The organism is Rhodococcus sp. IEGM 1302, from assembly GCF_030056935.1.
GTDB classification, from domain to species: domain Bacteria; phylum Actinomycetota; class Actinomycetes; order Mycobacteriales; family Mycobacteriaceae; genus Rhodococcus_F; species Rhodococcus_F qingshengii.
In genome coordinates this window covers 181,256-207,279 of sequence record NZ_JASHKY010000002.1, presented here as the reverse complement: position 1 = coordinate 207,279, position 26,024 = coordinate 181,256, and the positions used below count along the sequence as shown (strand labels likewise).

Sequence of the window (26,024 nt, the reverse complement as noted above, 5' to 3'; positions counted from 1 at the left end):
AGACCGTATATTCGGTAGCATTACTACCGTGTTGAATCTCGAAAGACTTCGCGCCCTGCACGCTGTCGCCGAGAACGGATCAGTAGCGGCGGCCGCCCGCACCTTGCATGTCACACCATCCGGGATTTCGCAGCAGTTGAACAAACTCGAGCGCGAGGTCGGTGTTCCGCTCCTCGAACCGCAGGGCCGCGGTGTACGACTTACCGAAGCGGGCCGAATCCTCGCGCGCCGAACCGCAGAGGTTCTCTCGACGCTCGCCCAGGCAGAGGCGGAAATCGCGTCGCTGCAGAGCGAGGTGACGGGCCGCGTACGTATCGGCGCCCTGGTCTCCCCCAGCAGGACGGTGCTGCCGCGAGCCATCGCCGAAATCAGGCATGCGCACCCGCAGCTCGAAATCACCTTCAACGAAGGCGAATCCGAAGAACTGCTCCCCGCACTGATTCGCCGCGACCTCGACGTCGTGGTGGTCGACAGTTGGAGCACTCTGCCCGTCGAACTTCCCGACGGACTCTCCTTCACACCCGTGTACGACGACGTGGCGCTGCTCGCTCTCCCGACGTCACATCCGCTGGCGGAGAACAAGGTCGTCGCGCTCAGCGAGCTGTCCGAGCATGCCTGGGCGACGTGGACCCGGGGAACGGACTTTCACACCTTCACCGTCCGGACCCTGCGCGCGCAGGGGTTCGACCCACGAATCGAGTACGAGGTCGCCGAGTTTCCCACCCAGGTCGAATTCGTCGCTCAGGGCCTCGCCGTCGCATTGATTCCACGTCTGGCGAGAGTTGTACCGCCGGAAGGTGTTCGAATGCTCGACACGGTTCCGCCGCTCGGCCGAGACATTTACCTCGCCTGGCGGACAGACAGCGAAAGGCCGGCCGTCCTGGCGGCGATAGAAGCGCTACGCCGCCAGTTCGACGCCCTCGGTGACAAAAAGAACTAGAGCGGCATCAAGTTGTGCTTGCGCGGGTTCTTGAAGATCGTCTTGTCCGCGAGCAACTTCAGAGCCTTACGGATCTCGAGACGCGTCTGCGAAGGCTCGATCACCGCGTCGATGTATCCGCGCTCGGCCGCGATGTACGGCGTCGCGACGAACTCGTTGTAGAAGTTGATCAGCTGAGCACGCACCGCGGGTGCATTATCGCCGGCCTCGGCGAGCTGACGCCGCCCCATGATGTTGACGGCACCCTCGGCGCCCATCACGGCGATACGAGCGGTCGGCCACGCGAGGTTGATGTCGGCACCGAGCTGCTTGCAGCCCATGACGGCATAACCGCCGCCGTACGCCTTACGAACCACCACGGTCACCTTCGGCACAGTGGCTTCGATGTACGAGAACAGGAAACGCCCGCCGCGCTTGATGACGCCGACCTTTTCCTGATCGACGCCGGGAAGGAAGCCCGGTGTGTCGACGACGAAGACGAGCGGGATGTTGAAAGCGTCGCACAGACGCACGAAGTGGGCAGCCTTGTCGGAGCTGTCCGCGTCGAGGGCGCCACTGAGGTACGTGGGCTGGTTGGCCACGACACCGACGGGCAGGCCGTCGACGCGGGAGAATCCGGTGATCACGTTGTGCGCGACCTGGGCTCCGATTTCGTGGAAAGTGCCGTCGTCGAAGATCCGCAGAATGATGTCGTGCATGTCGTAGCCGGCGTTGTCGGCATCCGGCATGAACGCATTGAGTTCGAGATCCGACTCGGTGATCTCGGGTTCGAGGCCCGGGTTGATCAGCGGCGCCTTCTCCTGGCACGACGACGGCATGAAGCTCAGGTACTCACGCACCCAGTCGAAGGCAGCCTTCTCGTCGGGAGCGACGTGATGGATGTTTCCGTACTCCGCCTGCTTGCGGGCTCCACCCAAGTCCTCGAGGCTGACCTCTTCGCCGGTGACCGACTTGATGACGTCGGGTCCGGTGACGAACATGTACGACTCTTCGGTCGCGACCACGACGTCCGTGTTGATCGGGGCGTAGACGGCACCGCCGGCGCATTTACCGAGGATGACCGAGATCTGCGGGCACAGGCCGGACAACGGCTCCTGACGTGAACCCATGTTGGCGTACCAGGCCAACGAGGAAACGGCGTCCTGGATGCGAGCTCCACCGGAATCGTTGATACCGACGACCGGGCAGCCCACCTTCAGCGCAAAATCGTTGACAGCTGCGACCTTACGGCCGAACATCTCTCCGGCGGCACCGCCGAACACCGTCTGATCGTGCGCGAACACGGCTACCGGACGCCCGTCGACGGTTCCGTGACCGGTCATGACGCCGTCGCTGTACGGGTTGCCCTCGCCCGCCATCTTCACCAGGGCACCGATCTCGATGAAGCTACCGGGGTCGAGCAACATGTCGATGCGCTGGCGCGGCGTGCTGTGCCCTGCTGCATCGCGCTTGGCAATGGCCCGAGCCGAGCCGGGTTCCTTTGCCTTCTCCAACTTTTCGCGGAGTTCAGCGAGCTTCTCCGCGGTGGTTGTCGTCACTTCTGAACTCCGGTTTCCGCTGCTTTGGTCTGAGCTGTCTCGATCTGGGCCAGCTTGGTGGTGAGGTCTGCCGCAACCTTCGCGATGTACGGCTCGTCGACGATCTGCAGGTGGTCCCCGCCGATGTAGACGACCTCGAGGTTCTTCACGTAGTCACCCCAGCCACCATCCGCCTTGCGGGTCTTGAATGCAGGCTCGAGCGTCATCAGCTCGTCGTGGTACTTGTCAGCCATGTAGAGCACGACGTCGCCGTCGTAACTGCTGAACTCGGCCGTCTGGATGGCGCGATTGTCCAACCACGACGTCCGCTGATGCTCGATGATGCCGCCGGGAATCTTGGCGCCGCTCATCTTGATCATGTCCATCAAGATCTGGATCTGATCCTCGTCGGCTTCGGTGGAAGCCAGAACGTCAAGCGGCAGCGGCACATCCAGGTTGTAGGTGCGCTTGGCGAACTTGCCGTAGCGCTCCCAGCGCTTGCGTCGTTCCGCCTCGGTGTCCGGCACGACCTCGCCGGCCATGATGGTGTCGAGCAGCCCGACCACACGCACGTCGGCACCCTGCTCGCGCAGCAACTTCGCGACCGCATACGACATCACGCCACCGAACGACCAGCCACACAGCACGTACGGCCCGTCGCCCTGGATCTCACGCAGCAGCGGAACGTAAGCAGCAGCGCGGGTTTCGATCGAGCCCTCGACCCGCTCGAATCCGTACATCGGCGTGCCGGCGGGCAGGCGCTTGAGCAGAGGCTCGTACGTCACCGTCGAACCACCGGCAGCATGGAAGACGAATACCGGTACGGCAGTGGAACCTTCGGGACGGGCACGCAGAGTACGTACGAGTCCGTCGATCTTGCCGTCGTCCTCGAGGTACTGGCGAACGACGTCCGCAAGCTCTTCGATGGTGGTGGAGTCGAGAACGTCATCGAGAGTGATCTCGCCGCCGGCACGCTCGGAAAGCCGAGCAGCAAGCTTCTCGGCGAGCTCGTCACCGACGATCGGCAGATCGTTGAAGATGCCCTTGGCCGACTTCCCGGTGACAACCGCCCACGTCGCAAACGTCAAGCGCTCGGCCGCATCTCGCGGCGGAACGTCCGAGCCTGCGTCGTCGGCAGTTCCGGCACGAGAAGGATCGGAAGGCGCAGCTGCAACCGGAGCAGTGGTAGGTAGTTCCACTGCCACCTCGGCGGGAGCAACGTCCTCGTCAGCAGCGTCGGCCGCCAACTTCTCCGCGGCCTGCTTGTCGGCCATCGCCTGAACCTCTTCGCGATTGTCGATCGCGTAGCGCAGGTACTTGTTGACCTCGTTGAGGCTCGCGTCCTTGACTGCCTGGAGCTGGAGCTGCGGAATGTCGAACTCGTACTCGACGCGGTTCTTGATACGCATCGCCATGAGCGAGTCGAGACCCAGTTCAATGAGCGGTACCTCGGCCGGCAGATCCTCCGGCGAGTACCCCATCGACTCGGCAACCACGATCTTGAGGCGGTCGTCGAGGCTCTGCGAACCGTTCGGATCCCACTTGTCTCCGGCGTCTTCGACGACCTCGGCCAGGGATTCCATCGGCGCACTGGTCTTGACCGGCGCGCTGACGACCAGCTCGGGCAGCGGCTCACCCGACGTGACGACGGCGTCGAAGAGCAGACGGAACGTAGCACCCTCACGAGCGTGCACCTGCACCGACGCTCCACCCGGATGCGGGTTGAGTGTCGTCGTCAGGGTCGCAGCGCCGGCCAGCTCACCATGGGGAACGGCAGCGGTGAGAGCGACATCCGAGAGCACCTGTCCGGCAGCAGCGCTCACGAGCACAGCCAGATCGGTGACGACGGATGCATCGACCTCCCACACGTGGCGGCCGTCGGGCAGAGCGACGTGCGAACCGGGTACGCGAGCCGAACCGCCGGCACTGACGCGAATGTCGAGCCAATACGGCTTACGCAGGAATGCGGTACGCGGAACCGAAGCGAAATCGCCTGCGGGAAGCAGAGACTCGAGGTTCACGGCATGGCCGTGCACGTACAGCTGTGCGAGAGCGGCAAGAACACCCGCGGACTCGTCTTCCTTACGCTTGAGCGTCTGGATGAGCTCCATGTCGTGCAGGCCCGAATCGAAAGCAGTAGCCGCCACCGACATCAACGTCACCGGATTGGGTGCAAGTTCGACAAAAGTGGTGTGGCCGTGGGCAACTGCACCGCGTACCGCGTTGGTGAAGTACACGCTGTGGCGAAGACCCTTGACCCAGTACGCCTCTTGATGGATCGGCTCGTGACCGGGGCGGTAGAAAGTGTCCTTGTCGACGGACGAGTAGACGCCGAGCTTCAACGTGGTCGGCTCGATACCGGCCAACTCGGCGGCAAGCTCACCGAGCAGCGGATCTACCTGCGAAGTATGGCTGGCGCCCTTGGTCTGCAGGACACGCGCCATCTTGCCGTCGGCCTCGGCGGCCGCGACGATCGCCTCGATGTCCGGCTGTGGTCCACCGATCACCGTGTGCGTCGGAGCTGCGTAAACACAGACCTCGAGCTTGGGGTACGTGGGCAGTAGCGCCTCGATCTCGGATGCGCTGTACTCGAGCAAAGCCATCAGACGGATGTCGTCACCGACGAGTGCGCCCTCGGCCTCACCCATCAGCCGTGAACGTGAACAGATCACGCGCACAGCGTCTTCCAGGTTCAGACCACCGGACACGTACGCGGCAGCGGCCTCACCCATCGAGTGCGGAACCACGGCTTCGGCCTCGGCGCCGTGGTGACGCAGCAACGCGGCCAGACCGACCTGGATGGTGAAGATTCCCACCTGGGCTGTCTCGACGTTGTACTCGATCGAATCGTCGAGGAACATCTCGACCATCGAGTAACCGGCCTCGTCCTGGATCAGCGCGTCGACCTCGTCGACGGCTGCCTTGAAGGCCGAGTTCTCCGTGTAGAGCTGCTTGGCCATCTTGCGGTGCTGCGAGCCGAAGCCCGAGAACACCCACACCGCGCCCTTGGGCGACGGCGAGTCGGCGGAGAAGACTCCTTGAGCAGGCTTGCCCGCGGCGACGGCGCGCAGCGAGCTGATGGCCTCGGAGCGCGTCTTCGCCAGAACAGCGGCGCGCGAGCGTCCGTGGTTGCGACGCGCGAGTGTGCGGGCGACGTCGGCGAGGGGCGTCTTGCTTCCCTCTTCGGTTTCGAGCCAGTCGGCCAGGTCAGCGGCTGCGCGGCGACGACGCGACGGCAGCGCACCGGAAACGGCCAGCACAACGGTGCTCTCGTTCTCTGCTGCCGGTTCGTCGACCACGGGGGCATCCACAACCGGTTCATCGACTACTGCGTCGGCGGGCACGTATTCCTTGACCACGACGTGCGCGTTGGTTCCACCGAAACCGAAACCGGAGACACCGGCGACAGCCTTGCCGGTGTAGCGCGGCCAGTCGGTGGCCTCGGGCGTCACCTGCAGGTGCGACTTCTCGAAGTCGATGTGCGGGTTCGGGCCCAGGTAGTTGATCGTCGCGGGAATCTTGTTTTCCTGCATCGCCAGAACGACCTTGATCAGGCCGGCGGCGCCTGCAGCTGCTTCCAGGTGCCCGAAGTTGGTCTTCGCGCTACCGAGCAGTGCCGGCTTGTCGTCGTCACGACCACGACCGACGACACGACTGAGCGCGTCGGCCTCGATGGGATCACCGAGATCGGTACCCGTTCCGTGCGCCTCGATGTAGTCGACGGTGGTCGGCAAGATTCCGGCGTCGCGGTACGCGAAACGCAACACGTCGGCCTGGGCATCGGGATTGGGTGCGAGCAGACCGTTGGAACGGCCGTCCTGGTTGACCGCGGATCCGGCGATCACCGCGAGGATGGAATCTCCGTCACGCTCGGCGTCTTCGAGACGCTTGAGCACGACGAGTCCGCCGCCCTCACTGCGAACGATGCCCTGAGCCTGAGCGGAGAAGGCACGCAGTTTTCCGTCGGGAGCGAGCATCCCGGTCTGATCGAAACCGAGGGTTCCGGGAGGGGCCAGCAGCATGTTGACACCACCGGCCAGCGCGATGTTGGAGTCACCGCTGCGCAGCGAACGCACAGCCTCGTGAACGGCAACCAGCGAAGACGAACACGCGGTGTCCAGAGCGATGGACGGTCCACGGAAGTCGAAGAAGTACGAGACCCGGTTCGCGACGATGGCAGTCGACGTTCCGGTCAACGCGTACGGATGCGCCGTCGTCGGATCACTGACCGCGAGCAACTGGTAGTCGTTGGCGGAACTGCCGATGAAAACACCGACCTGCTTGCCCTTGAGCCCACTCGCCGGAATGCGAGCGTGCTCGAGTGCTTCCCACGCGAGTTCGAGTGCGAGGCGCTGCTGCGGATCGACGTTGACGACCTCGAGCGGAGACATCGCGAAGAACTCGGCGTCGAAGCCCTTGACGTCGTCGAGGTACCCGCCCTTGGTGTTCGCGTTCTCGACCGCGGCCTTGATGGCGGGATCCGACATGAACTCGGCCCAGCGGTCCTCGGGGAGGTCGCTGATGCCGTCGCGTCCGGCCGCCAGCATTTCCCACATGTCCGAAGGCGTGTGCCCGGCACCGGGGAATCGTGTGGACAGTCCGACGATGGCGATGTCGTGAGCGTCCGTCGCGCCGCCTGAGACGTAGTACGAGGCGTCGACGGTCTCCTCCGGCGCCTCGGGCTCACCTTCGATGATCCGAGTAGCCAGCGAAGCGATGGTGGGGTGTTGATAGGCAACCGTGGCGGTCAGCGTGACGCCGAGCAGATCCTCGATGTCTCCGCTCAGAGCGACTGCGTCCCGCGAGGCGAGCCCGAACTCTTCCATCGGGCGATCGTCCGTGATCGAACCCGCCGGCTGTCCGGTCGCGTTGGCGATCCAATTGCGAAGCCACTCACGCAGCTGCGCGACACTCATCTCGCTCACAACGTCTTTGCTCTGCGCACCATCTTGTTCAACCATCAACTCACCAAGCCACCGATCATGAAGGGACTGCTCCTCAAACGCTATCGGGGAATGCGGTCTGCTGATAGCCGCCTCGCAACGTTCCCTCGATATAGCTCGCCTTACACGCGCGGCGAGCGATCTTGCCGCTGGACGTACGCGGAATCGAACCCGCGGGGACGAGCAGGATGTCTCGGGCCGTAACACCGTGACGGGAAGAAATCGCCGCACGCACGGTGTCCGCGATCGGCTGCGGATCGGCCTTGCCTGCGCCGGGAGCACGCTCGGCCACGATGACCAACTGCTCCGAGGAATCGTCGTCGTCGAACTTCAGACCCGAGTGCGTGTTGGAGAACACGACGGACGGCAGCTGGTTGGCCGGTACGGCAAACGCAGCGATGAAGCCGGGGCGCAGAGCCGGGCTGGCTTCCTGAGCCGAAGCCTCGAGGTCCTGCGGGTAATGATTGCGACCGTCGACGATCACGAGGTCCTTGACGCGCCCGGTGATGTACAGCTCGCCGTCGACGTAGACGCCGAAGTCGCCGGTACGCATCCAGTTGGCATCCGCCGGCGTGCCCTCGGTGTGGCTGTCTTCGCTCAACCGATTGTCCAGCTTGTTGTGGAAGGTCTCCGCCGTCTCGTCGGGGCGACCCCAGTAGCCGATACCGATGTTCTCGCCGTGCAACCAGATCTCGCCGACGTGATTGTCGGGGACCTCGGTCAGCGTCTCGGGATCGACGATCGCCGCCCACTGACTGCGCGAGACGTACCCACAGGAGACCTGCGCGATTGCGTTCTCGGAGTACTGGTCGACGATGACCATGCGTCCCTTGTTGAGTTCCGTGCGGTCGACGTAGATGACCTTGGCCTCGTCGGAATGCTTGGTCGAGGAGACGAAGAGCGTCGCCTCGGCCATGCCGTACGACGGCTTGATCGCAGTCTTGGGCAGACCGTACTGAGCAAAAGCGTCGTTGAACTTGCGCATCGACGACGTCGTGACCGGCTCACTGCCGTTGATCAGTCCGATGACGTTGCTCAGGTCCAGGGTCTCGCCGTCCTTCGGCAGGCCACGCGCGGCAGCGTGCTCGAAAGCGAAGTTGGGAGCGGCAGCAAAGGTGCCGGCGCCGTCGGAAACCGCAGCAAGTTCCTTGATCCACCGGTACGGCCGCTGCACGAAAGCGCGCGGGCTCATGATGGTGATGTACTTGCCGCCCAGAGCAGGCAGGATGACCGTCAGCAGGCCCATGTCGTGGAACAGCGGCAGCCACGTGACACCGCGTGAGTCCTCGTTGAGTTCGATGGAGTCGACCATCTGGAGCGCGTTCGTTCCGACAGCACGATGGGTGATCTCCACGCCGGCGGGAACTCGGGTCGAACCCGAGGTGTACTGCAGGTACGCGATGTCGTCGAGTTCGATGTCGGGACGAACCCACGTTTCACCGACGGTATCGGGAATCGCGTCGACGGCGATGATGCGCGGACGCTCGGCAGCGGGAAGCGAGCGGAACAACTGGCGAACACCGGCCGCCGACGATGCGGCAGTCAGAATCGCAGTCGGCTTGCAGTCACCGAGAACAGCGTGAAGACGGTCGGTGTGACCGGGCTCGTCCGGATCGAAGAGCGGCACCGCGATGGAACCGGCCTGAATGGCCGCGAAGAACGAAATGACGTAGTCGAGTCCCTGCGGAGCAAGAATCGCGACGCGGTCGCCACGCTTGGTGACCTGCTGCAGACGGGCTGCAACAGCGCGCAGACGCACACCGAACTGCTCCCAGGTCAGCTCCAGGGCTTCACCGTCACGCTCGCGTGAGTAGTCGATGTACCGATACGCGAGCTCGTCCGCGTTGACACGCGAGTGTTGCTCGACGTAGTCGACCAGCGTGAAGCCTGGTTGCAGGCGGATCTGGCCCTTCTCGTCGAGAAAGCCATCGAACAGCGCGTTCATTCCATCTCCTCCGAAGCGATCACACAAGCACTGTCTTTCATGCCTGCGCCCCAGACTTCCTTCGCTCTCTCGGGTCCATCTTCGATCAATCGAATCGCACTTTGTGCGCAACTCACCTGAATCACTTCATCGATCCCAAACCATCGATATGTTACAGATTCGCATCGTCCGTATTCTCCGGCCTACTCGCCCGCCAGTAACGGGATGATCGGGGCGAACGCTTCCATCTGCGTCGGGAAGACCCCGACGTACGACATCGACGTCTTCTCGCGGACCAGTCGAATCTGGTCTGCGATTTCCTCGAAAGTGCCCACAGCCAGGTATGGAGAGTTCAACAGCTCCTCCACGCTCAGCTTACGATCCACTTCGATGTTCGGCGGAAAACCTTGGTCCAGAGCGGCGATTGCCATTTCGGCAGCCTGCTCTCGATCGTCGGTGATCATGATCATGGTGATGGTCCAGTTGAGTTCGATCTCATCGAAACGCTCGCCGGCAGCTTCGCGGATCCGCTCGACACGTTCGATGGTCTTTTCCATCGTGATTCCGGAGAGCAGAAGCCGCCCGTCACGGTTGGTCGGTGTGGCGACCGAGATGATGTCCGCGTACTTCGCCGCGAGAGCAAGCATCTTCGGGCCTCCGCCGCCCACGATGATCGGTGGCCGCGGGCCCTGCCGCGGTCGCGGGCTGCCCTTGAGGCCGCGCACCTGATAGTGCTTGCCTTCGAAAGTGCATTCCTGCCCGCGCAGAAGAACGTCGAGAATCTGCAGAGACTCCTCGAGCTTCTCGATGCGAACGCCCGGACTTTCGTAGGCGATGCCGCCCTTGTCGAACTCTTCCTTCATCCAGCCCGCACCGATACCGAGTTCGAGTCGACCACCGGACAGCACGTCGATAGTCGCCGCGTCCTTCGCGAGCACAGCAGGATGACGGAAGCCGTTGGCCAACACGGCGGTGCCGAGACGAATCTTGTCGGTGGCCACCGCGAGCGCTCCGAGAGCGGCGATCGGGCCGACCTGATTACCCAGGTGATCCGGAATCATGAACGAGTCGTAGCCGAGTTCCTCGGCCTTCTGCGCGAGCTTGACGAAGCGTCGCGCACCACCCTCTTCGGCGTTGCCCTCGCCACCGGCCGCAAACCGAAATTTGCGTAGGGCATCGCTGCCGTGGGTGGAACTCATATATCGATCTCCTGTGATGGACACGTACGTCGTACTCGAACTACAAACTCGGACAAATCGAACCTACTCGCCAGTCACTTACGTGACAGCACTGTAGAGGAAGCCCCCGGACCGTGCAGCACTCTACCGGGACCAAACGAGCAGATTACCCGCGAGCGAACTCCCGAGACGCCCGATTGTGACGAATCAACAGTGCGGCGGTGACTCAACTGTGGGGCGGCGTCGGTGCAGCGTCGATCTTCTCCGCAGCCCACTGTGCCATCCATTGGGTGGCCGTCGTGCCGTTCGGATCGACTTGGAAGGAGTTGTACATCGCGTGCACAGGGTTGTTGTAGTACTCGAGCAGTCGCGGCGCCGAACTCAGCCAGTTGGTCGGGTTGAGAGCGGCTGCCGGCGCGTCGCAGATACCGTCGCTCGGCGCGCAGATCTGATAGGTCCGATCGTTGAGGTCACCGAACCCGCCGGGCCTCGGGCCGGTCATCGTGAGACCGGGCAGCTTCAGCCCGTTCAGCGACAGCTCGGCGCCGACACCGGCAACGCTCGGGCCAACGGTGTTCCCGAACGCCGGATCGCGCCGACCGTCGGCGATCAAGCCGACGCCCAGAACCAGATCGGCAGGCACCGCGCCGGTACCGTCGCCGATACTCGCGGCGACGTCACCCGCGATCACCGCGCCCTGGGAAAATCCGGTCAGGACGTAACTCGTGAGCGGGCACTCGGCGTGCCGCTTCATCAGAAAGTCGTTAGTGGCAGCAGTTCCCGCGGCCCGACTGTTGTTGTAGGACTGCTGTCCGTCCGGCGGGATCGCAACCGGATTCGAAAACTGTGCGACATACGGAACGGTGTAGACGTCGGCCCGTGAAGTATCGAACTTCTCCTGCAGAGGACGGGTCACGTTCAGCATCAACGACGCCGGATTGGCCGTCGGGTTGTACGGGTCGTCGGTAGCGCTCGACTCCCACGTACCCGGTATGGCTACTACCTGGACATCGGGGCAACTGGCCGGCTGAGACACCGGAGGCTCCGGGCTCGGCGGGATCGGAGTCGGCGAAGGCACCCGCCCGGCCAGGATGTACCAACCGCCGATCACAACCGCTGCGACCACAAGAATGATCAGCAGCGGGATCAGGCACCCACGACGCTTTCCAGACCTCGCCATGACCCGCGCCTACTTGCAGTAGGTGGCGTTGGCGACGTCGATGTAGATCTGAGCGTTCGCACCTGCCTGCTCGGGAGTGATCTGCTTGCCTTCCGCCGACGCTTCCTGGCCGACGAAGGCGGTCACGAAGGTCAGGACCTCGTCGTCGGTCTGAGGACCGGCAGCGCAGATGTAATTGGCCGTGTTGACGGCGATGCTTCCGTCACCGGCTGGGGTGATGCCCTTCGCCTTCAGTCCGTCGAGGAACTTCTGTGCCTCGGGACTGACCTCGACGACTGTGGGACCCGGGAAGCCCTCGATGCTCTGCGGCTGCTCCGGCGGCGCGGTGGCCGCGGCTCCCGGGCTGGTGGGCGCAGCCGACGCCGTCGTGGTCGCAGAGGCGGACGCAGATGCCGAACCGCTCGAGGACGAAGCCGCCGCGGACGTCGTGGTGACCGGATTGGAGGTTGCAGTGGAGTCGTCACTACCGCACGCGACAAGCGCGCCACCGGTGGCGAGCGCCAGGGCGCCGACCGCGATCGCGCGTGCACAAGTGTTTCGGTTACCCGAGAAAAGCGACATCAATGTCCGTCCTTGCCTTCAGTCGAAAGTCCATCAACAGGTTACGCAACGCACGCGGGCGGGCACCGATCCGTGATCGGGCCCGCCCGTCGTGCACCACTGTGAGTTAGTGAACTTCTGTCTTGTCACCGATCACCGTGATGTAGCCGAACTGGAAGTTCTGCTGGACACCACCGGGAATGTCGAACTTGTCACTGATCGGGAATCCGAGTCGTCCACCTTCGTATCCGACGCTCTTCCAACCGTCGAACAGCGGACCGTTCTCGACGGACCATGCACCGGTGCCGGGGCTCCAGTAGATGTTGCCGCCCTCGAACTCGGTGAAGCGTCCGTTGTCCTTGATCGGAACCTCGTTCGACTTCGGGAATCCGAGCCAGCCGTTTTCCCAGCCGAGTTCGCCGTACTTGCCCATGATCATTCCGAGAACCGCGTGAGTTCCGTTGGCGCTGCTGTACATTGCGCCGATCTCGAATCCCTGGACCTTGCCCGGCTTGCCGGGGGTCGCGATCTCGTCGGCAGTCGGGTAGCCGAGCGGGCCACCTTCCCAACCCTGTGCGGACCACTCGGCGAGGATGTCGCCGCTGACGGGGTGAGCGCCGGTCTGCGGGGTCCAGTAGATGGAGCCGTTCTGGAAGTGGTTGAAGCGTCCGCGTCCGTCGGGGGTACCGAGTTCGGGGGTACGCGGGAAGCCGAGCGGGCCGGCCGCTGCTCCGGTGTTCATGTACGCGCCGGCGATACGACCGGCGACGGGCTGGGCGCCCGTTCCACTGGTGAAGTAGATGCGACCGTTGCGGAAGTCCTGTGCCAGGCCACCCGCGACGCTGTACTCGGGGGTGATGCAGTCACCGATCCAGCCGTTGGCTGCGGCCGTCGCACCGATCTCACCCGAAGTGCCGCAAGCCGGCTTCTCGACCTCGACGCCGATGGCGTTGGCCAACTGCGGCCACAGCTGATGAAGCTCGAACTGCCAGTACGGCCACGAGTGGGTTCCGGACGGGCGGTAGTTGACCTGCGCGGGGATTCCGAGCTGGTTGAGCTTGGTCGCGAAGGTCTGCGAGGTCAGGCGAGCGAGGATCTCGAGGCCCATGCCTGCGTAGTTGGTGCTCACGCCGGGAATTCCCGACGGCTGGTCGTACGGGCCGGTCGTACCGCTACCACTCGAGACGTACAGGCTGACGCCCTTGAGCTTCTCGGCGAGCGCGTACGGATCGTGTGCAGCCCACTGCGGGTTGGACGGCGGTCCCCACATCGCGGCGGAGTTGTATCCACCGGCGTCGGTCATCGCGAACTGGATTGCCTGAGGCATGCCGAGCGAGGTGGTGGTGAGGATGCCGGAGAGCGAAGCGGCGAACTTGAAGAAGCCGGGGTTGCGCGCCGTGAGGAACATGGCGGACGTGCCGCCCATCGACAGTCCGACGACACCGCGTGTCTGCGTGGTCCGCCAGTCCTTTTCGAGGATGGGGGGCAGTTCCTTGGTCAGGAACGTCTCCCACTGGTAGTTCTTGCCGTTGTCGGGCTGGAGCCAGTCGGAGTAGAAGCTGGACTGACCGCCGACCGGGAGGATGACGTTGACGTTCTTGTCCGCGTAGAAGGACTCGGCGTCGGTCTCGTAGGTCCAGGCGTTCTCGTTGTCGGTCGCGCGAAGACCGTCGAGCATCCAGACCGAGGGGAAGCTGGCCGACGGATTGACGTTCCAATCGCGGGCCAAGAGGATCTGCACCTGAATCGGGGTGCCCATCGCGGGAGAGTTCACCCACAGCGCGACGCGACGCTCGCTGAGCCAGTCGACCTTCGTGACCGCTGCTCCGGTGGGGTTCTGGGTGGCGGCCGGTGCGGCCTGAGCAGGTGCCGGCGCGGCTGCCGCGGTTCCGGCCGTCGTCAAGCCCGCGGCGATCGGCAGAACCAGCATCGCTGCCAGTGCGCCGACGACCTTTGTCCGGAAGGTTGCCCGGGACCGGCGACGGTCCTCCGTGGCAAGGCCTACTCGCATGAGCTCACTCTCTTTCCTTACGTTCGGTCCGCGCGTCGATCGTGTGGCCGCCTGAGCAGCCAGACCCCCGTTGAAACTATTTCTACACGCAAACGATCCCCGCTTGGGGTAGCCGCGCTGTTACTGGTGGTGCAATTGTTACTGACATCGGGCGCTTGTGCAGCACCTGAATACACAAGTGCCGTCCCGGTTCTCCTTCGAGGAGTCCGGAACGGCACTGGTGAAGTGACTAGGTCACGGGATCGCGCACGATCACCAAGCGTTCATGGTGTCGAGGATCTGGCCGCGAGCCTTCCACAGCTCTGCCGACCAGTACGGCCACGAGTGCGTGCCGTTGGACGGGAAGCTGTAGGTGGCCGGGATACCCAGCGAGTTCATGCGGATCTGGAATGCACGGGTGTTGACCAGGGCGAGAGCCTCGAGGCCCATGCCGTTAGCCGTGTTGTAGTAGTCGATCGGTGCGCGCGGGTGGTCGTATTCACCGGGCAGGCCGCTTGCCGACGAGATGTACATCGACAGGCCCTGCAGACGCGGTGCGAAGACGAACGGGTCGTTGCGCAGCCAGGACGGGCTCCACGGCGGTCCCCACATGGAGTCGACGTTGAAGCGACCGGCATCGAGCATTGCGACGCGGATTGCCTCGCGCATGCCCGGAGCCGAGATGTTCAGGTAGCCCGACAGCGAGCCGGCGAACTTGAACTGGTCACGGTGGTAAGCAGCCAGCGTCAGAGCAGCGCTGCCACCCATCGAGAGGCCGAGGACCGCGTTGTTGGTGGGCGAGACGCCGTAGTTCGCGAGGAAGTTGGGCAGTTCTTCGGTGAGGAAGGTTTCCCACTTGTACGTGATCTGCTGGCCGTTGAAGTTCGACGGTGCATACCAGTCGCTGTAGAAGCTGGACTCGCCGCCGACGGGCATCACGAGGGTGATGTTGTCGTTGCGGTACTGGTCCTTCGCATTGGTCTCGAAGCTCCACGCGTTGGCGTCGTTACGCGCACGCAGGCCGTCGAGGAGGTAAAGGGCAGCGTTTCCGCCGCGAGCGGCCCACTGGACCTGGACCTTGATGTTGCCCATCGAGGAGGGCACCCACAGCTCGTCGTATCCGCCGGAGGGGGCGGTGTGGCTGGGAGCAGTGTGCGCAGGCGCAGCAGAGGCGACAGCACTACCGGCAACTCCTGCAGCAAGGGGGAGCACAAGTGCTGCGGCACCGATGGCCAACGCTCGGTGCTTGAGGCGCTGGGTCAGCCTCTTTCTGGCAAAACGCATGGATACTGCTCTCTCTCTTCGTCTGCGGAACCCACTCGGTGGAGTGGTTCCGGCGGATTCCGTCGGGGAACAGGCTTTTCTGCCAGCCCGAACGAGTTCGGGTCGGCAGCGGACCTCTTCCAAGTCACACTGCGCTCGCTGGACTTTATGTCACAGGTTCAGCTGTGACAAATAGGTGGACCGTTACGTCCCAGTCCGCGAGCAACACCGTCATCACCCCTCGGGGGTGATTCAGGTTAGGTGAATCGTCTTCGAGTACATCGTGGCCAATCAATTCGGTGTTACTGAATCGAAATATTCAAACCCTCAACAGTCGGTGATGCTGATCACATCACCTGGGTGAATCCGGTGGAACGAGACCGCAGCGTTCCAATTCGTAGGCGGGAACCCGGTCGAATCGGTACTTCGCGAAGTCGAATGCCTGCTGGAAGTTCTGTTTGAATCTGGCCCAGGTCAGCTCGGAGCGGTACGACGTGAGCAACTCCTGCGTTTCCGGGCAGGTGATGGCCAGCTTTGCGTCCGCAACCCAGTCTTCGTCGAGGAAGAACGGCAGCCACGGTCGAACGTCGATCATTCCCGTGTCCGCGACCACCCAGTCCGGATAGAGATTCTTGTCGTGCCCGATCCGGCCGTCCTCGAGTCGCTCGGTGTGAGCTGCCAGGGGATACGCCAGCCCCATCTGATCGAGCACCCGAACGTCGAGGCCGACGTTCATGCTCGTCATTCCGAGGTTGAGGAAGAAGACGACGTGCTCGGCCGGCTCGTCGATCGGTCCGGGTGGTGGGACGACGAACCAGGAGTCGTAGCTCGCGGACGGCAGCAGCAGCCCACCCTCCGGAGTCCGCGCGATGGTCTCGACCATGGCACGCATTCGCGGATAGTCGAGGTAGTCCTCGGCCAGGATCGGATGCTTGTGACCGGTGTTGAGTGCGTAGAACGCTCGCTCGTCGACGATTCCCGAGCGACCCACCACGGATCCTTCGGGCATACCCGTCGTGTTCGCGGCGAAGAAGGCCCAGATGATCGTGCCGATCCACAGCACCGCCGAGACTCCGAAGATCGCGGTGTCGCGATTACTTCCGAACGCTGCCCGCGCCGGCACCCGCAACGGAATGACCGCCACCGGGATGAGCAGGCAGAACAGCACCGGCAACAGGACGCGGCCGTGCATGAAGTCGCCGCCGACGCGCAGAGAGTAGATCCCGAGGATCAGCCCACTGCCGAGAATGAAGGTGACAATCGCCCGCGGCGTGCGCAGAAACTGCTGAAAGCGCTGCCACAGCGGGCGTGCGGGTTGATCTGCGGTAGCGGTAGGTGTGTCCGCTCGGCTTCGCCACACGAGCAGCAGCGCACCGATGAGCAGGAACAGCAACGGCAACCAGAGCAGGTACGGCCCGACCAGGTTCCACAGGTACGCAAATCCCTGCGCCCACTTCGCGCCACCGGCGTCCTTCGACACCGCGGTGTTCGGGTACGGCAAGGCGTAATAGCCCATTCGCCAGACCTGATAGGCCACCGGGACAAGTCCGGCGACGACGACGATCAATGTGCGAATCTTCCAGGTCAGGCCTGCGGAGAGAACGATCATCATCAACGCGGCAGCACCGGGAATCGCCATCTCGGGTCGAACCAATGGTCCGAGTCCGGCCACGAACGAGAGAGTCAGGATCGACGCCGTGGACGGCGTCGACGCCTGCGCCCACCGAACGAGCAGTAGCCACAGGAGCGCGATCCAGAAGATCACCAAGCAAGTCTCGAGCCCGGAAGTGGCGAAATCTCGCGCAGGCGGAACCGCGATGTAGACGAGAACACCCGCCGGTACCAGCAGGATCGTTCCGCCCGCCGACGGCCGAACGCCGCGGTACAGACGACCGGTGCCGAGCATCGCCAGCACGACGGCAGCAGTCGATAGCACGAGCGCGATCGTCAGAACGACGTATTCGAGGCGGATCTGCGTGAGCCAGCTGAACGCGTAGACGATGTACGTCCACGCGGTACTCGTGTTCGCCTCGACACGCTCACCCGCATTGAAGACCGGGCCGTTCCCCGCGAGCAGGTTGCGGACGGTTCGCAAGACGATGAGTCCGTCGTCGGCGATCCAGCGACGCTCCCACGCCCCCCAGAACATGAGGGCAGCAGCAAGCACCACCCCGCCGAGAAAAACTCCTCGACTGAGGGTGGTGCGATTCGCCGCAGTGTCGACGTGCGGGTCGGCCTCGGTGCGTGGCTCAGACGAGGTAGACAGCGACACCCACTACTCCGATCCACGCAATCGCGAGGAGTTGCAGCACCCGGTCACCGAGCGCGATCTCCTCAGGCTCTCCGGCTTCGCCGCCGTCGACGTCCACCGCGTATCGCAGCACCGCGATGGTGAACGGCACCATCGAGATGGCGTACCAGTTGGTGCCCTTGATGGCGTCCTGCTGGAACGCCCACAGTCCGTAGCAGAGGACCAGCGTCGTCGCTGCCATCGTCCACACGAAACGCAGGTACGTCATCGTGTAGCTCTCGAGGGACTTACGGATCTTCGCGCCGGTCTTCTCGGCCAACTGCAGTTCGGCGTAGCGCTTGCCTGCCGCCATGAAGAGTGAGCCGAACGCCATCATCAGCAGGAACCACTGCGAGAGATCGATCTCGGCGGCAACGCCACCGGCGATCGCTCGAAGCAGGAAGCCGGACGAGACGATGCAGATGTCGATGACGGCCTGATGCTTGAGACCGAAGCAGTAGGCGAGCTGGATGACGATGTACACGCCCATGACCACGGCGAGTTGCCAGTTGGCCAGGAAGGACAGCCCGATCGCACCGGCAAGCAGCACGACTGCCATGCCGTAGGCGATGTTGACGGGTAGAACGCCGGCCGCGATGGGACGGAATCGCTTCGTGGGGTGAGCACGGTCGGCTTCGACATCCATCGCGTCGTTGACGAGATAGATGCCTGATGCCGCCATACAGAACACGACGAACGCCAGCGCGACGGGCAACAGCACGTCGGCTTCGGTGGCGGTTCCGGCCGCGATGGGCGCTGCCAGCACAAGGACGTTCTTGACCCACTGACGTGGGCGAAGCGCCTTGACGATGCCGGCGGGCAGGGACTTCGGGGGTCCGCTGACCGTAGCCGGTTCCTCGCTCATTTATCTCCACATTTCTGTTCGGCTCTGGCTTCTTCGACCCGGCGAACTACCGCCGCGGATGCGGCTCCCAGTGCCGCTCCGGCGAGTACGTCGGTCGGGTAGTGAACTCCCAGGACCAGACGCGAGAGCATCATCGGGGGCACCAGCAACGCCGGTAAGGGTAGCCCGGTGAGCCGACCGATCAGCACAGCCGCCGCCGTCGTCGACGTCGCGTGTGATGACGGGAAGCTGAGCTTGCTCGGTGTCGAGACGTTGACCTGCACCGAAGGATCGGAAGGTCGCTTGCGCCTGACCACTCGTTTGATCACCACGGAGGCGGCGTGTGCACCGAATGCTCCGACGGCTGCTCCGGCCCATTCCCGTCGACGCGGCTTGTCCACAGCAGCTCCGACGGCAGCGATCGCGATCCACCCGAGGGAGTGCTCACCGAAGTGAGACATACCGCGGGCGACCTTGACGGCTCCCGGCAGCTGCCCGACGGTCGATTGAATTCCGGCCAGAATCTGTACTTCAGGAGATGCCGAAGACACGTTCCCACCTTTCCGTGCTGGTCAGTGAAGGAACGGCGTCCTGGTACTGCTTCTTGAGCTCAGGGAAACGCGCGGCGAGTTCGCGGCGCAAACGCATGGCTTCCTTGAGCAGTTCGAGTGCCTGCTTGGGGTTGCGCTTGCGGTAGACGACGCCGCGGCCGTCGGCGGTGGTGACGGTGACGCCGTCGACCTGCGAGAGCAGGTACCACCTGGCGTCGATGGTCGGCACGTTGAGCTGAGGACGCTCGTGATGCTCAGGGTGCGCAGGCTTGAGGTTGTGTACCACGGCCTTGCCGACGCGGACGATCTTGGCGACGGGGTTGGTCGGCGCGCTGACGTCCCCGACCTCGGCGCCGGAGGGCAGCGGTAGTGCGGTTGCCGAGGGCACCACGACGGCGTCGGGGTACTCCTTGCGCTGGGCATGGACCTCACCGAGTGCGGTGGGCAGCATGTTCGCGACGTGTTCCGGTCCGGCAAGGAAGTCCGCGATGGCCTTGTTCTGGATCGCGACGGTGGAGTACTCGAGGCACAGCAGGTGCTTGAGAGTCGCCTTCACCGTGTTGACGACAAGGCCGCGCCCGTTGCCCGGCATGTGGAGCGCGGCCACCACCAGACGGTTACGGAGGTGGAAGTACGCCTGCCAGTCGATGGCGTCGTCCTTGTCGCTCCACGCCATGTGCCAGATCGCGGCACCAGGCAACGTGACGGTCGGGTATCCGGCTTCCTTTGCGCGCAAACCGTATTCGCAGTCGTCCCACTTGATGAACAGTGGCAGCGGCTGCTTGAGCTCTTCCGCGACCTGGCGCGGGATCATGCACATCCACCAACCGTTGAAGTCGACGTCGATGCGACGGTGCAGCAGTTTCGAATCTCGCAGCGAATTCTTGGAGAAGTCGTGGTCGTATTCGACGTTCGGCGCGGCAGACCACATGAAGATCCCGCGGTTGACCACTTCACCCATCACGTGAAGGTGGCTACGTTCCTGAAGGTTGAGCATCTGCCCACCCACCAGCATCGGCGACTTCGCGAAGCGCGAGAAAGCAAGCGCACGAAGGATCGAGTCGGGTTCGATCTCGATGTCGTCGTCCATGAACAGGATGTGCTGGCACTGCGTGGTCTTGAGCGCCTCGTACATGATTCGGCTGTATCCGCCGGAGCCACCGAGGTTGCCCTGATCGTGAATGGCGAGCCGATCACCAAGTGCTGCAGCAGCTTCGGCGAACCCGGGCTCGTCACGCACCTTACGAGTGCCCTGATCCGGCATGATGACGGCCTTGATCACGTCCGACACCAGCGGATCCGAGGACAACGCAGCCAGCGCCTTGACCGCGTCGGTCGGGCGATTGAACGTCGGAATACCAACGGCGACCGTCGCTTCGCCGGGAGCCTCGACGGGCGCGTACCAGCCGCCGCTCTCGACGACTACGGCCGTATCGGTGGTGATGTCGAACCAGATCCAGCCGCCGTCCTCGAACGGTGCCAGCTCCACCTCGAGTTCGACCGCGGCATCACCGTCGGCAAATTCCTTGCCTTCCACGTGAATTCGCGAGGAGTCCGCCTTGGAACGGTAGACATCCACGCGGCCGTGTCCGGACAGTTCGAGTCGAAGGACCACAGATTTCAGGATGGACCATCGACGCCAGTAGCTGGCGGGGAACGCGTTGAAGTACGTGGCGAACGAGACCTCGGTCTCGGCACCGAGCGCGACGGACGTCCTTGAGGTGGAGTGAGCCCGACGACTGTTGGTCGAAGCTTCCTCCAAGTACAGCGTGCGGACGTCGAGAGGTTCGCCGGCGCGGGGAAGGATGATCCGAGAGAGCAGGGACTTGCCGAGGTAGGTCACCTCGTCGCCGGTGACGGCATCTTCGCCTTCGAGTAGATGACGTGCGTTCATTCGCTCTCCCCTGCCAATTCCGCACCCGTTTCGAGATGCGGGCGCAGGGTGTTCTCGAACATCGTCAGCGCGCTGGCGATCGCCATGTGCATGTCCAGGTACTGGTAGGTGCCGAGACGCCCACCGAAGAGGACCTTGTTCTCCGCGGTCTCCTTCTTGGCGCGTGAGCGGTACGCGGAGAGCTTCTCACGATCCTCCGGAGTGTTGATCGGGTAGTACGGCTCGTCCTTCGCCTCCGCGGCACGTGAGAACTCACGCATGATGACGGTCTTGTCGGTCGGGTACTCGCGCTCCGGATGGAAGTGACGGAACTCGTGGATTCGGGTGAACGGCACGTCGGCGTCGTTGTAGTTCATGACCGGGGTGCCCTGGAAGTCTCCGGTGGGCAGAACCTCGGTCTCGAAATCGAGGGTGCGCCATCCCAGTGCACCTTCGGAGTAGTCGAAGTAGCGGTCGAGCGGGCCCGTGTAGATGACGGGTGCGTCGGGGCTGGCGGTGCGCAGTTCGTCGCGGACGTCGAAGTAATCGGTGTCGAGGCGGACCTCGATCTTCGGATCCTTCGCCATGTTCTCGAGCCACGCCGTATATCCGTCGACGGGCAGGCCCTCGTACGTGTCGTTGAAGTAGCGATTGTCGAAGTTGTAGCGGACCGGCAGGCGGCTGATGTTCGCCGCGGGCAACTCGGTGGGGTCGGTCTGCCACTGCTTAGCCGTGTAGTCACGCACAAATGCTTCGTAGAGCGGGCGCCCGATCAGGGAGATCGCCTTCTCTTCGAGGTTGGAGGCGTCCTTCGAATCGATCTCGCTGGACTGTTCGGCGATGAGGGCGCGTGCTTCTTCGGGAGTGAAGTACCGACCGAAGAACTGCGACACGAGACCGAGTCCCATCGGGAACTGATACGCCTGCCCCTTGTGCAGCGCGAAGACGCGGTGCTGGTAGTTCGTGAACTCCGTGAACTGAGTGACGTAGTCCCAGACCTTCTTGTTGGAGGTGTGGAACAGGTGGGCACCGTACTTGTGGACCTCGATGCCGGTCTCCGGCTCAGCCTCCGAGTATGCGTTCCCCCCAAGGTGGTGACGGCGATCCAACACCAGCACGCGCTTACCCAGCTGGGTAGCGGCACGCTCGGCGATGGTCAGCCCGAAGAATCCCGAACCGACGACGATCAGGTCGTACTGGGCACGGACGGTCTCTGAATTTGCAGCGGTCACGATGAACCAGGGTATCGGACCTGTTCGGAAGCCGAGGGTTGGATGCGTCACCAGGGACTATGGCCCTCGTTTCCTGATTTCAGCATCGCTGGCGGCTGCCACTCACAAATTGCTTGGCAAAACCAACGATTGTCTTGCCAACCATTGGTTGCACTGCTTATATTTTGGGAACAGTAACCACCAAGTGCATTCGAGGGAGATCATCGTGATCCAGGAACTGTCGTATATCGGAGTCGCGTCACCCAGGGCTGACGACTGGAGAAAGTACGGAACCGGACTTCTGGGCGCGAAACTGTCACCAGACGGACCGGATGGCGCAATCCGGCTCGCAGTAGACGACGTCAACTATCGAATTGCCGTCCACCCCGGCAAGGTAGACGAATTCCTGTACGCCGGTTGGGCAATGGCCAATGAAACCGATCTTCACTCGTTTGCCGCGCACCTCGACCGGAGCGGCATCACGCTGCACGACGGCAATCCCGACCTGCTCGCCGAGCGGCAAGTCGCCGAACTCGTGTGGTTCACCGACCCATGGGGAACTCGACACGAGATTTCGTGGGGAAAGGCATCGACACCACTGTCGTTCACACCGGGTCGTGTCATGCGCGGCGGATTCGTGACCGGAGATCAAGGCCTGGGCCACATCGTTTTACAGGTACCGAATATCGAGGAAGCCAACAAGTTTTACGTGGATGTGCTGGGTTTCCGACTATCGGACCGGATCACCAACGACCAATTCACCGTGCGCTTCTATCACGTCAACGGACGTCATCATTCACTTGCACTGGCCGAATATCCCGGCCACGTCGGATTCAACCACCTCATGCTCGAAGTCGAATGCATGGATGATCTCGGACGCCTGATCGATCTTCTCGACAGCCACGACACCGAGGTCATGCAAACGCTGGGGCGCCACACCAATGACCTGATGACGTCGATCTACATCGGCAGCCCGTCCGGTCTGCAGATCGAGTACGGGTTCGGTGGACTCACCGTTGACGATCTGAGTTGGGTGGCAAGAACTTACAACCAACCGAGTTACTGGGGCCACAAGCGTCCAGCCGAGACGAGCAAAAGAGTACCCGGAATCATCAGGCCTCTGACGGCCGCGCCGTCGGCCCCGTGAGCTTGGCGGATACGACCGTCAATGTCTCACGTTCCTGATCGGTCAACGACTCGAAGACCTCTTGCTCGACGCCGTCGAGGGCCGCATCACCCTCGATCAACTTCGCTACTCCGGAGTCCGTGATCGAAACGACCTGCCTACGCCGATCAGATTGATCACGTTCGCGCACAACGTATCCCGACTCCTGCAGACTGTCGAGATAGGCAACGATGTCACCGGGGTCGACCACCACTCGGGAAGCAAGCTCCTTTTGATGGCATGGGCCGAGTTCATCGAGTGTGCTGAGAATGGCGTGATGATTGGGCAGCAGTCCGACGCGAGACAAAGCCTCCGCGTACGACTGCCTCACGCGGAGTGCGGCTTTGACCAAGCCGTATCCGATCCGACTCGAAAGCGGCCTGCCGGAGAGCGATGGCGTCGATTCGGTCGCAGGCATTGGCTCATTCTATGCAGGCCTCGCAACATATATCGAAGGTGCCATCGGGCGATCGTCCTCGTTTAACCGAACCGTGATCGGTTCGTCGACCGGAAAGTGTGCGGGAAGTAGAAGGAGTCCCTCCGACGCGCAGCGTTCGAGAAGTTCGCGGCGGGTGACCCTGGCGATCTCGGGATCCGCGTCGCCGCCCTGGCTGAGGTCCGGGTACAGAAACTGGATCGGATGGTGGATCACATCGCCGGAGATGACGGCGCCGCCGTCGGCAGTGCGAATCTCGATCACGATATGGCCCGGCGTGTGGCCGGGCGCGCTGCGAACGACGACGCGTGTGCCTTCGGACTCGACCAGGACGTGGCCGTCGTCGACCGCCTCCCACTTCGCCCCGTCGAGAACGGGACGGACGCTGTCCTCGAAGGTCTGCGCCAGATCCGAGACCACTCCTTCGTGTGGACCGTCGGCGGCGAGTTGTTCGAGCGCGGCCAGTTCGGTGCGATCGAAAATGTAGGTCGCGCGGGGGAAGGTAGGCCGCCAGGTTTCGGCGTCGAGGGCGGTGTTCCAGCCACAGTGGTCAGGGTGCAGATGTGTGCTGACCACCAGATCGACGTCGTCGACGGACACACCGGTGGCTGCGAAGCGTGAGAGGTAGTCGGTGCCGAACATGTGATGCGGCAAGAGGTTCGGCCGGTGCTTGCTGTTTCCGTTGCCGGTGTCGACGACGACGGCCTTGCCGCCGATCTCCACCAGGTAGGTGTGGATGGCAAGTACGAGGTCACCGCTATCCGCGTCGAAGAACTCCGGTGTCAGCCGCGCCGACGTGTCCTCGATCTCCGCATCACCCGCGTGCGGAAAAAGCTCTCGCGGCGGAAACGGCCAGTGCGCCAGCTCCGTCAGTTGGGTGACGCGCGCCGATCCGACGTCGATGGTGAAGCTCATCAGTGATTGCCTTCCGAACAGCTCGATACCGCTTGTAGGCACACACAAAGGCACCCACCGAAATGCTCGGTGGGTGCCTGGTCGGTGTCAATGGTTTTCGACGCCGGTGATCAAAGACTCTTCGCGATGATGCCCTTCATCACTTCGTTGGCGCCGGCGTAGATCTTCTGGACGCGGGAGTCCTCGTACATGCGCGCGATCGGGTACTCACGCATGTAGCCGTATCCGCCGTAGAGCTGCACGCACCGGTCGACGACGGCGCATTGCTGCTCGGTGAGCCAGTACTTGACCATCGCGGCGTCTGCGCCGTCCAGCTCGCCGTTGAGGTGATCCTCGATGCAGTTGTCGAGGAAGACACGGCAGGTGCGTGCGATCGTCTGGCACTCGGCCAGCTCGAAGGCGGTGTTCTGGAACTCGAAGAGGCTGTGCCCGAACGCTTGACGCGCCTTGGTGTATGCGACGGTCTCCTCGACTGCACGCTCGATGGTGCCGATGGCCTGCGCGCCGATGATGAGGCGTTCCTGCACCAGCTGCGCCATCAACTGACCGAAGCCGAGCCCCTCGGACTCACCGAGGAGGTTCGAGACGGGAACGCGAACGTCGGTGAAGGACAGCTCCGACGTATCGGCGCCGTGCTGCCCGACCTTGTCGAGCACGCGGCCGACCGCAAAGCCTTCGCAGTCACGAAGATCCACGATCAGGAGCGAGACACCCTTGGCGCCCGCCTTGGGGTCGGTCTTGACGGCGAGCACGATCATGTCGGCGCTGCCGCCGTTGGTGATGAAGGTCTTCGACCCGTTCACGACGTAGTAGTCACCGTCGCGGATAGCGGACGTCGTGATGGCCTTGAGGTCGGAACCTGTTCCGGGCTCGGTCATTCCGATGGCGCCGAGGATTTCGCCTGTCGCCATACCTGGCAGCCAGGCCTTCTTCTGCTCTTCGCTTCCGTACTCGAGCACGTAGTGGGCGACGATGCCACTGTGCACGGAGTTACCGAGCGCATAGTCACCGCAGTAGCCCTGCGCCTCGAAGACAGCGAGATCGTGCGCGAAAGTTCCACCGCCCCCGCCGTATTCCTCGGGAATCGAGCAGCACAGCAGGCCGAGCTTGCCGGCTTCGAGCCACACGGACCGGTCGACGCGATGCTGAGCGTCCCACTGCTCACGCTTGGCGATCAGTTCACGATCGAAGAAACCACGGGCCAGTTCGGCTACTGCGGTGATCTCGTCGTCGTGCCACGACGGCTTGCGCTTGGTCGCCATGA

Annotated in this window: 18 protein-coding genes; 2 read left to right on the top strand and 16 right to left on the bottom strand. The window is 63.2% G+C overall.

Annotation, left to right across the window (positions count from 1 at the left end; translation table 11 throughout):
- Positions 1-28 precede the first annotated feature (28 nt).
- Positions 29-940: a LysR family transcriptional regulator gene (locus QM609_RS05620; RefSeq protein ID WP_065351773.1), complete on the top strand. Its 912-nt coding sequence runs from the start codon at positions 29-31 to the stop codon at positions 938-940.
- Here QM609_RS05620 and QM609_RS05615 read toward each other — a convergent pair.
- The 13 genes from QM609_RS05615 to glf form a co-directional block, all read right to left on the bottom strand.
- Positions 937-2,478 (bottom strand): acyl-CoA carboxylase subunit beta, encoded by a 1,542-nt coding sequence (locus QM609_RS05615; RefSeq protein ID WP_047272756.1) that lies wholly within the window; start codon positions 2,476-2,478, stop codon positions 937-939. The two genes, QM609_RS05620 and QM609_RS05615, sit on opposite strands and share 4 nt — an antisense overlap.
- Positions 2,475-7,418 (bottom strand): polyketide synthase Pks13, encoded by a 4,944-nt coding sequence (pks13, locus tag QM609_RS05610; protein WP_283337121.1) that lies wholly within the window; start codon positions 7,416-7,418, stop codon positions 2,475-2,477. Before pks13 ends, QM609_RS05615 begins: the two co-directional genes overlap by 4 nt.
- A 37-nt stretch (positions 7,419-7,455) precedes the next feature.
- Complete coding sequence (fadD32, locus tag QM609_RS05605; protein WP_003943899.1) at positions 7,456-9,345, bottom strand: long-chain-fatty-acid--AMP ligase FadD32; 1,890 nt, start codon at positions 9,343-9,345, stop codon at positions 7,456-7,458.
- 182 nt (positions 9,346-9,527) lie between these two features.
- A complete protein-coding gene (locus QM609_RS05600; RefSeq protein ID WP_007731815.1) occupies positions 9,528-10,523 on the bottom strand; it encodes an LLM class F420-dependent oxidoreductase in 996 nt (331 codons plus the stop codon).
- Positions 10,524-10,728: 205 nt separating this feature from the next.
- Complete coding sequence (locus QM609_RS05595) at positions 10,729-11,682, bottom strand: cutinase family protein (RefSeq protein WP_003943848.1); 954 nt, start codon at positions 11,680-11,682, stop codon at positions 10,729-10,731.
- A 9-nt stretch (positions 11,683-11,691) separates the two neighbouring features.
- On the bottom strand, positions 11,692-12,243 hold the full coding sequence (locus QM609_RS05590) for a DUF732 domain-containing protein (protein ID WP_003943980.1): 552 nt from the start codon (positions 12,241-12,243) through the stop codon (positions 11,692-11,694).
- A 106-nt stretch (positions 12,244-12,349) separates the two neighbouring features.
- Positions 12,350-14,233 carry an alpha/beta hydrolase-fold protein gene (locus QM609_RS05585; protein ID WP_003943922.1) on the bottom strand — a complete coding sequence of 628 codons (1,884 nt, stop codon included), beginning with the start codon at positions 14,231-14,233 and terminating at the stop codon, positions 12,350-12,352.
- A gap of 252 nt (positions 14,234-14,485) precedes the next feature.
- Positions 14,486-15,496 (bottom strand): alpha/beta hydrolase, encoded by a 1,011-nt coding sequence (locus QM609_RS05580; protein WP_003943835.1) that lies wholly within the window; start codon positions 15,494-15,496, stop codon positions 14,486-14,488.
- Between the two features lie 331 nt (positions 15,497-15,827).
- Positions 15,828-17,747 carry an arabinofuranosyltransferase AftB family protein gene (locus QM609_RS05575; RefSeq protein WP_047272754.1) on the bottom strand — a complete coding sequence of 640 codons (1,920 nt, stop codon included), beginning with the start codon at positions 17,745-17,747 and terminating at the stop codon, positions 15,828-15,830.
- Positions 17,725-18,630 (bottom strand): decaprenyl-phosphate phosphoribosyltransferase, encoded by a 906-nt coding sequence (locus QM609_RS05570; RefSeq protein WP_003943808.1) that lies wholly within the window; start codon positions 18,628-18,630, stop codon positions 17,725-17,727. The genes QM609_RS05575 and QM609_RS05570 overlap by 23 nt, the downstream gene beginning before the upstream one ends.
- Positions 18,627-19,160, bottom strand: a complete 534-nt coding sequence (locus QM609_RS05565) for a phosphatase PAP2 family protein (protein WP_003943893.1) — start codon at positions 19,158-19,160, stop codon at positions 18,627-18,629. Before QM609_RS05565 ends, QM609_RS05570 begins: the two co-directional genes overlap by 4 nt.
- Entirely contained in the window at positions 19,141-21,054 is a 1,914-nt protein-coding gene (locus tag QM609_RS05560; protein WP_003943981.1) for a glycosyltransferase, read from the bottom strand. The genes QM609_RS05565 and QM609_RS05560 overlap by 20 nt, the downstream gene beginning before the upstream one ends.
- Complete coding sequence (glf, locus tag QM609_RS05555; protein WP_003943925.1) at positions 21,051-22,265, bottom strand: UDP-galactopyranose mutase; 1,215 nt, start codon at positions 22,263-22,265, stop codon at positions 21,051-21,053. The genes QM609_RS05560 and glf overlap by 4 nt, the downstream gene beginning before the upstream one ends.
- 205 nt (positions 22,266-22,470) lie before the next feature.
- Between glf and QM609_RS05550 the strand changes: the two genes are divergently transcribed.
- Positions 22,471-23,391 carry a VOC family protein gene (locus QM609_RS05550; protein ID WP_052959982.1) on the top strand — a complete coding sequence of 307 codons (921 nt, stop codon included), beginning with the start codon at positions 22,471-22,473 and terminating at the stop codon, positions 23,389-23,391.
- On the opposite strand, the gene QM609_RS05545 is transcribed toward QM609_RS05550, so the two are convergent.
- The 3 genes from QM609_RS05545 to QM609_RS05535 all read right to left on the bottom strand — a co-directional run bounded on the left by QM609_RS05545 (position 23,357) and on the right by QM609_RS05535 (position 26,022).
- On the bottom strand, positions 23,357-23,827 hold the full coding sequence (locus tag QM609_RS05545) for a MarR family winged helix-turn-helix transcriptional regulator (protein WP_052959981.1): 471 nt from the start codon (positions 23,825-23,827) through the stop codon (positions 23,357-23,359). The two genes, QM609_RS05550 and QM609_RS05545, sit on opposite strands and share 35 nt — an antisense overlap.
- A gap of 9 nt (positions 23,828-23,836) precedes the next feature.
- Entirely contained in the window at positions 23,837-24,760 is a 924-nt protein-coding gene (locus QM609_RS05540) for an MBL fold metallo-hydrolase (RefSeq protein WP_047272753.1), read from the bottom strand.
- A gap of 110 nt (positions 24,761-24,870) precedes the next feature.
- Positions 24,871-26,022 (bottom strand): acyl-CoA dehydrogenase family protein, encoded by a 1,152-nt coding sequence (locus tag QM609_RS05535; protein WP_047272752.1) that lies wholly within the window; start codon positions 26,020-26,022, stop codon positions 24,871-24,873.
- Between the last annotated feature and the right edge of the window lie 2 nt (positions 26,023-26,024).

What these genes read in the sequence shown, in the direction of transcription:
- pks13 (WP_283337121.1), bottom strand. Translation starts at nt 7,418, where the DNA reads ATGGTTGAACAAGATGGTGCGCAGAGCAAAGACGTTGTGAGCGAGATG.
- fadD32 (WP_003943899.1), bottom strand. Translation starts at nt 9,345, where the DNA reads ATGAACGCGCTGTTCGATGGCTTTCTCGACGAGAAGGGCCAGATCCGC.
- QM609_RS05600 (WP_007731815.1), bottom strand. Translation starts at nt 10,523, where the DNA reads ATGAGTTCCACCCACGGCAGCGATGCCCTACGCAAATTTCGGTTTGCG.
- QM609_RS05595 (WP_003943848.1), bottom strand. Translation starts at nt 11,682, where the DNA reads ATGGCGAGGTCTGGAAAGCGTCGTGGGTGCCTGATCCCGCTGCTGATC.
- QM609_RS05590 (WP_003943980.1), bottom strand. Translation starts at nt 12,243, where the DNA reads ATGTCGCTTTTCTCGGGTAACCGAAACACTTGTGCACGCGCGATCGCG.
- QM609_RS05585 (WP_003943922.1), bottom strand. Translation starts at nt 14,233, where the DNA reads ATGCGAGTAGGCCTTGCCACGGAGGACCGTCGCCGGTCCCGGGCAACC.
- QM609_RS05580 (WP_003943835.1), bottom strand. Translation starts at nt 15,496, where the DNA reads ATGCGTTTTGCCAGAAAGAGGCTGACCCAGCGCCTCAAGCACCGAGCG.
- QM609_RS05570 (WP_003943808.1), bottom strand. Translation starts at nt 18,630, where the DNA reads ATGAGCGAGGAACCGGCTACGGTCAGCGGACCCCCGAAGTCCCTGCCC.
- QM609_RS05560 (WP_003943981.1), bottom strand. Translation starts at nt 21,054, where the DNA reads ATGAACGCACGTCATCTACTCGAAGGCGAAGATGCCGTCACCGGCGAC.
- QM609_RS05545 (WP_052959981.1), bottom strand. Translation starts at nt 23,827, where the DNA reads ATGCCTGCGACCGAATCGACGCCATCGCTCTCCGGCAGGCCGCTTTCG.
- QM609_RS05540 (WP_047272753.1), bottom strand. Translation starts at nt 24,760, where the DNA reads ATGAGCTTCACCATCGACGTCGGATCGGCGCGCGTCACCCAACTGACG.
- QM609_RS05535 (WP_047272752.1), bottom strand. Translation starts at nt 26,022, where the DNA reads ATGGCGACCAAGCGCAAGCCGTCGTGGCACGACGACGAGATCACCGCA.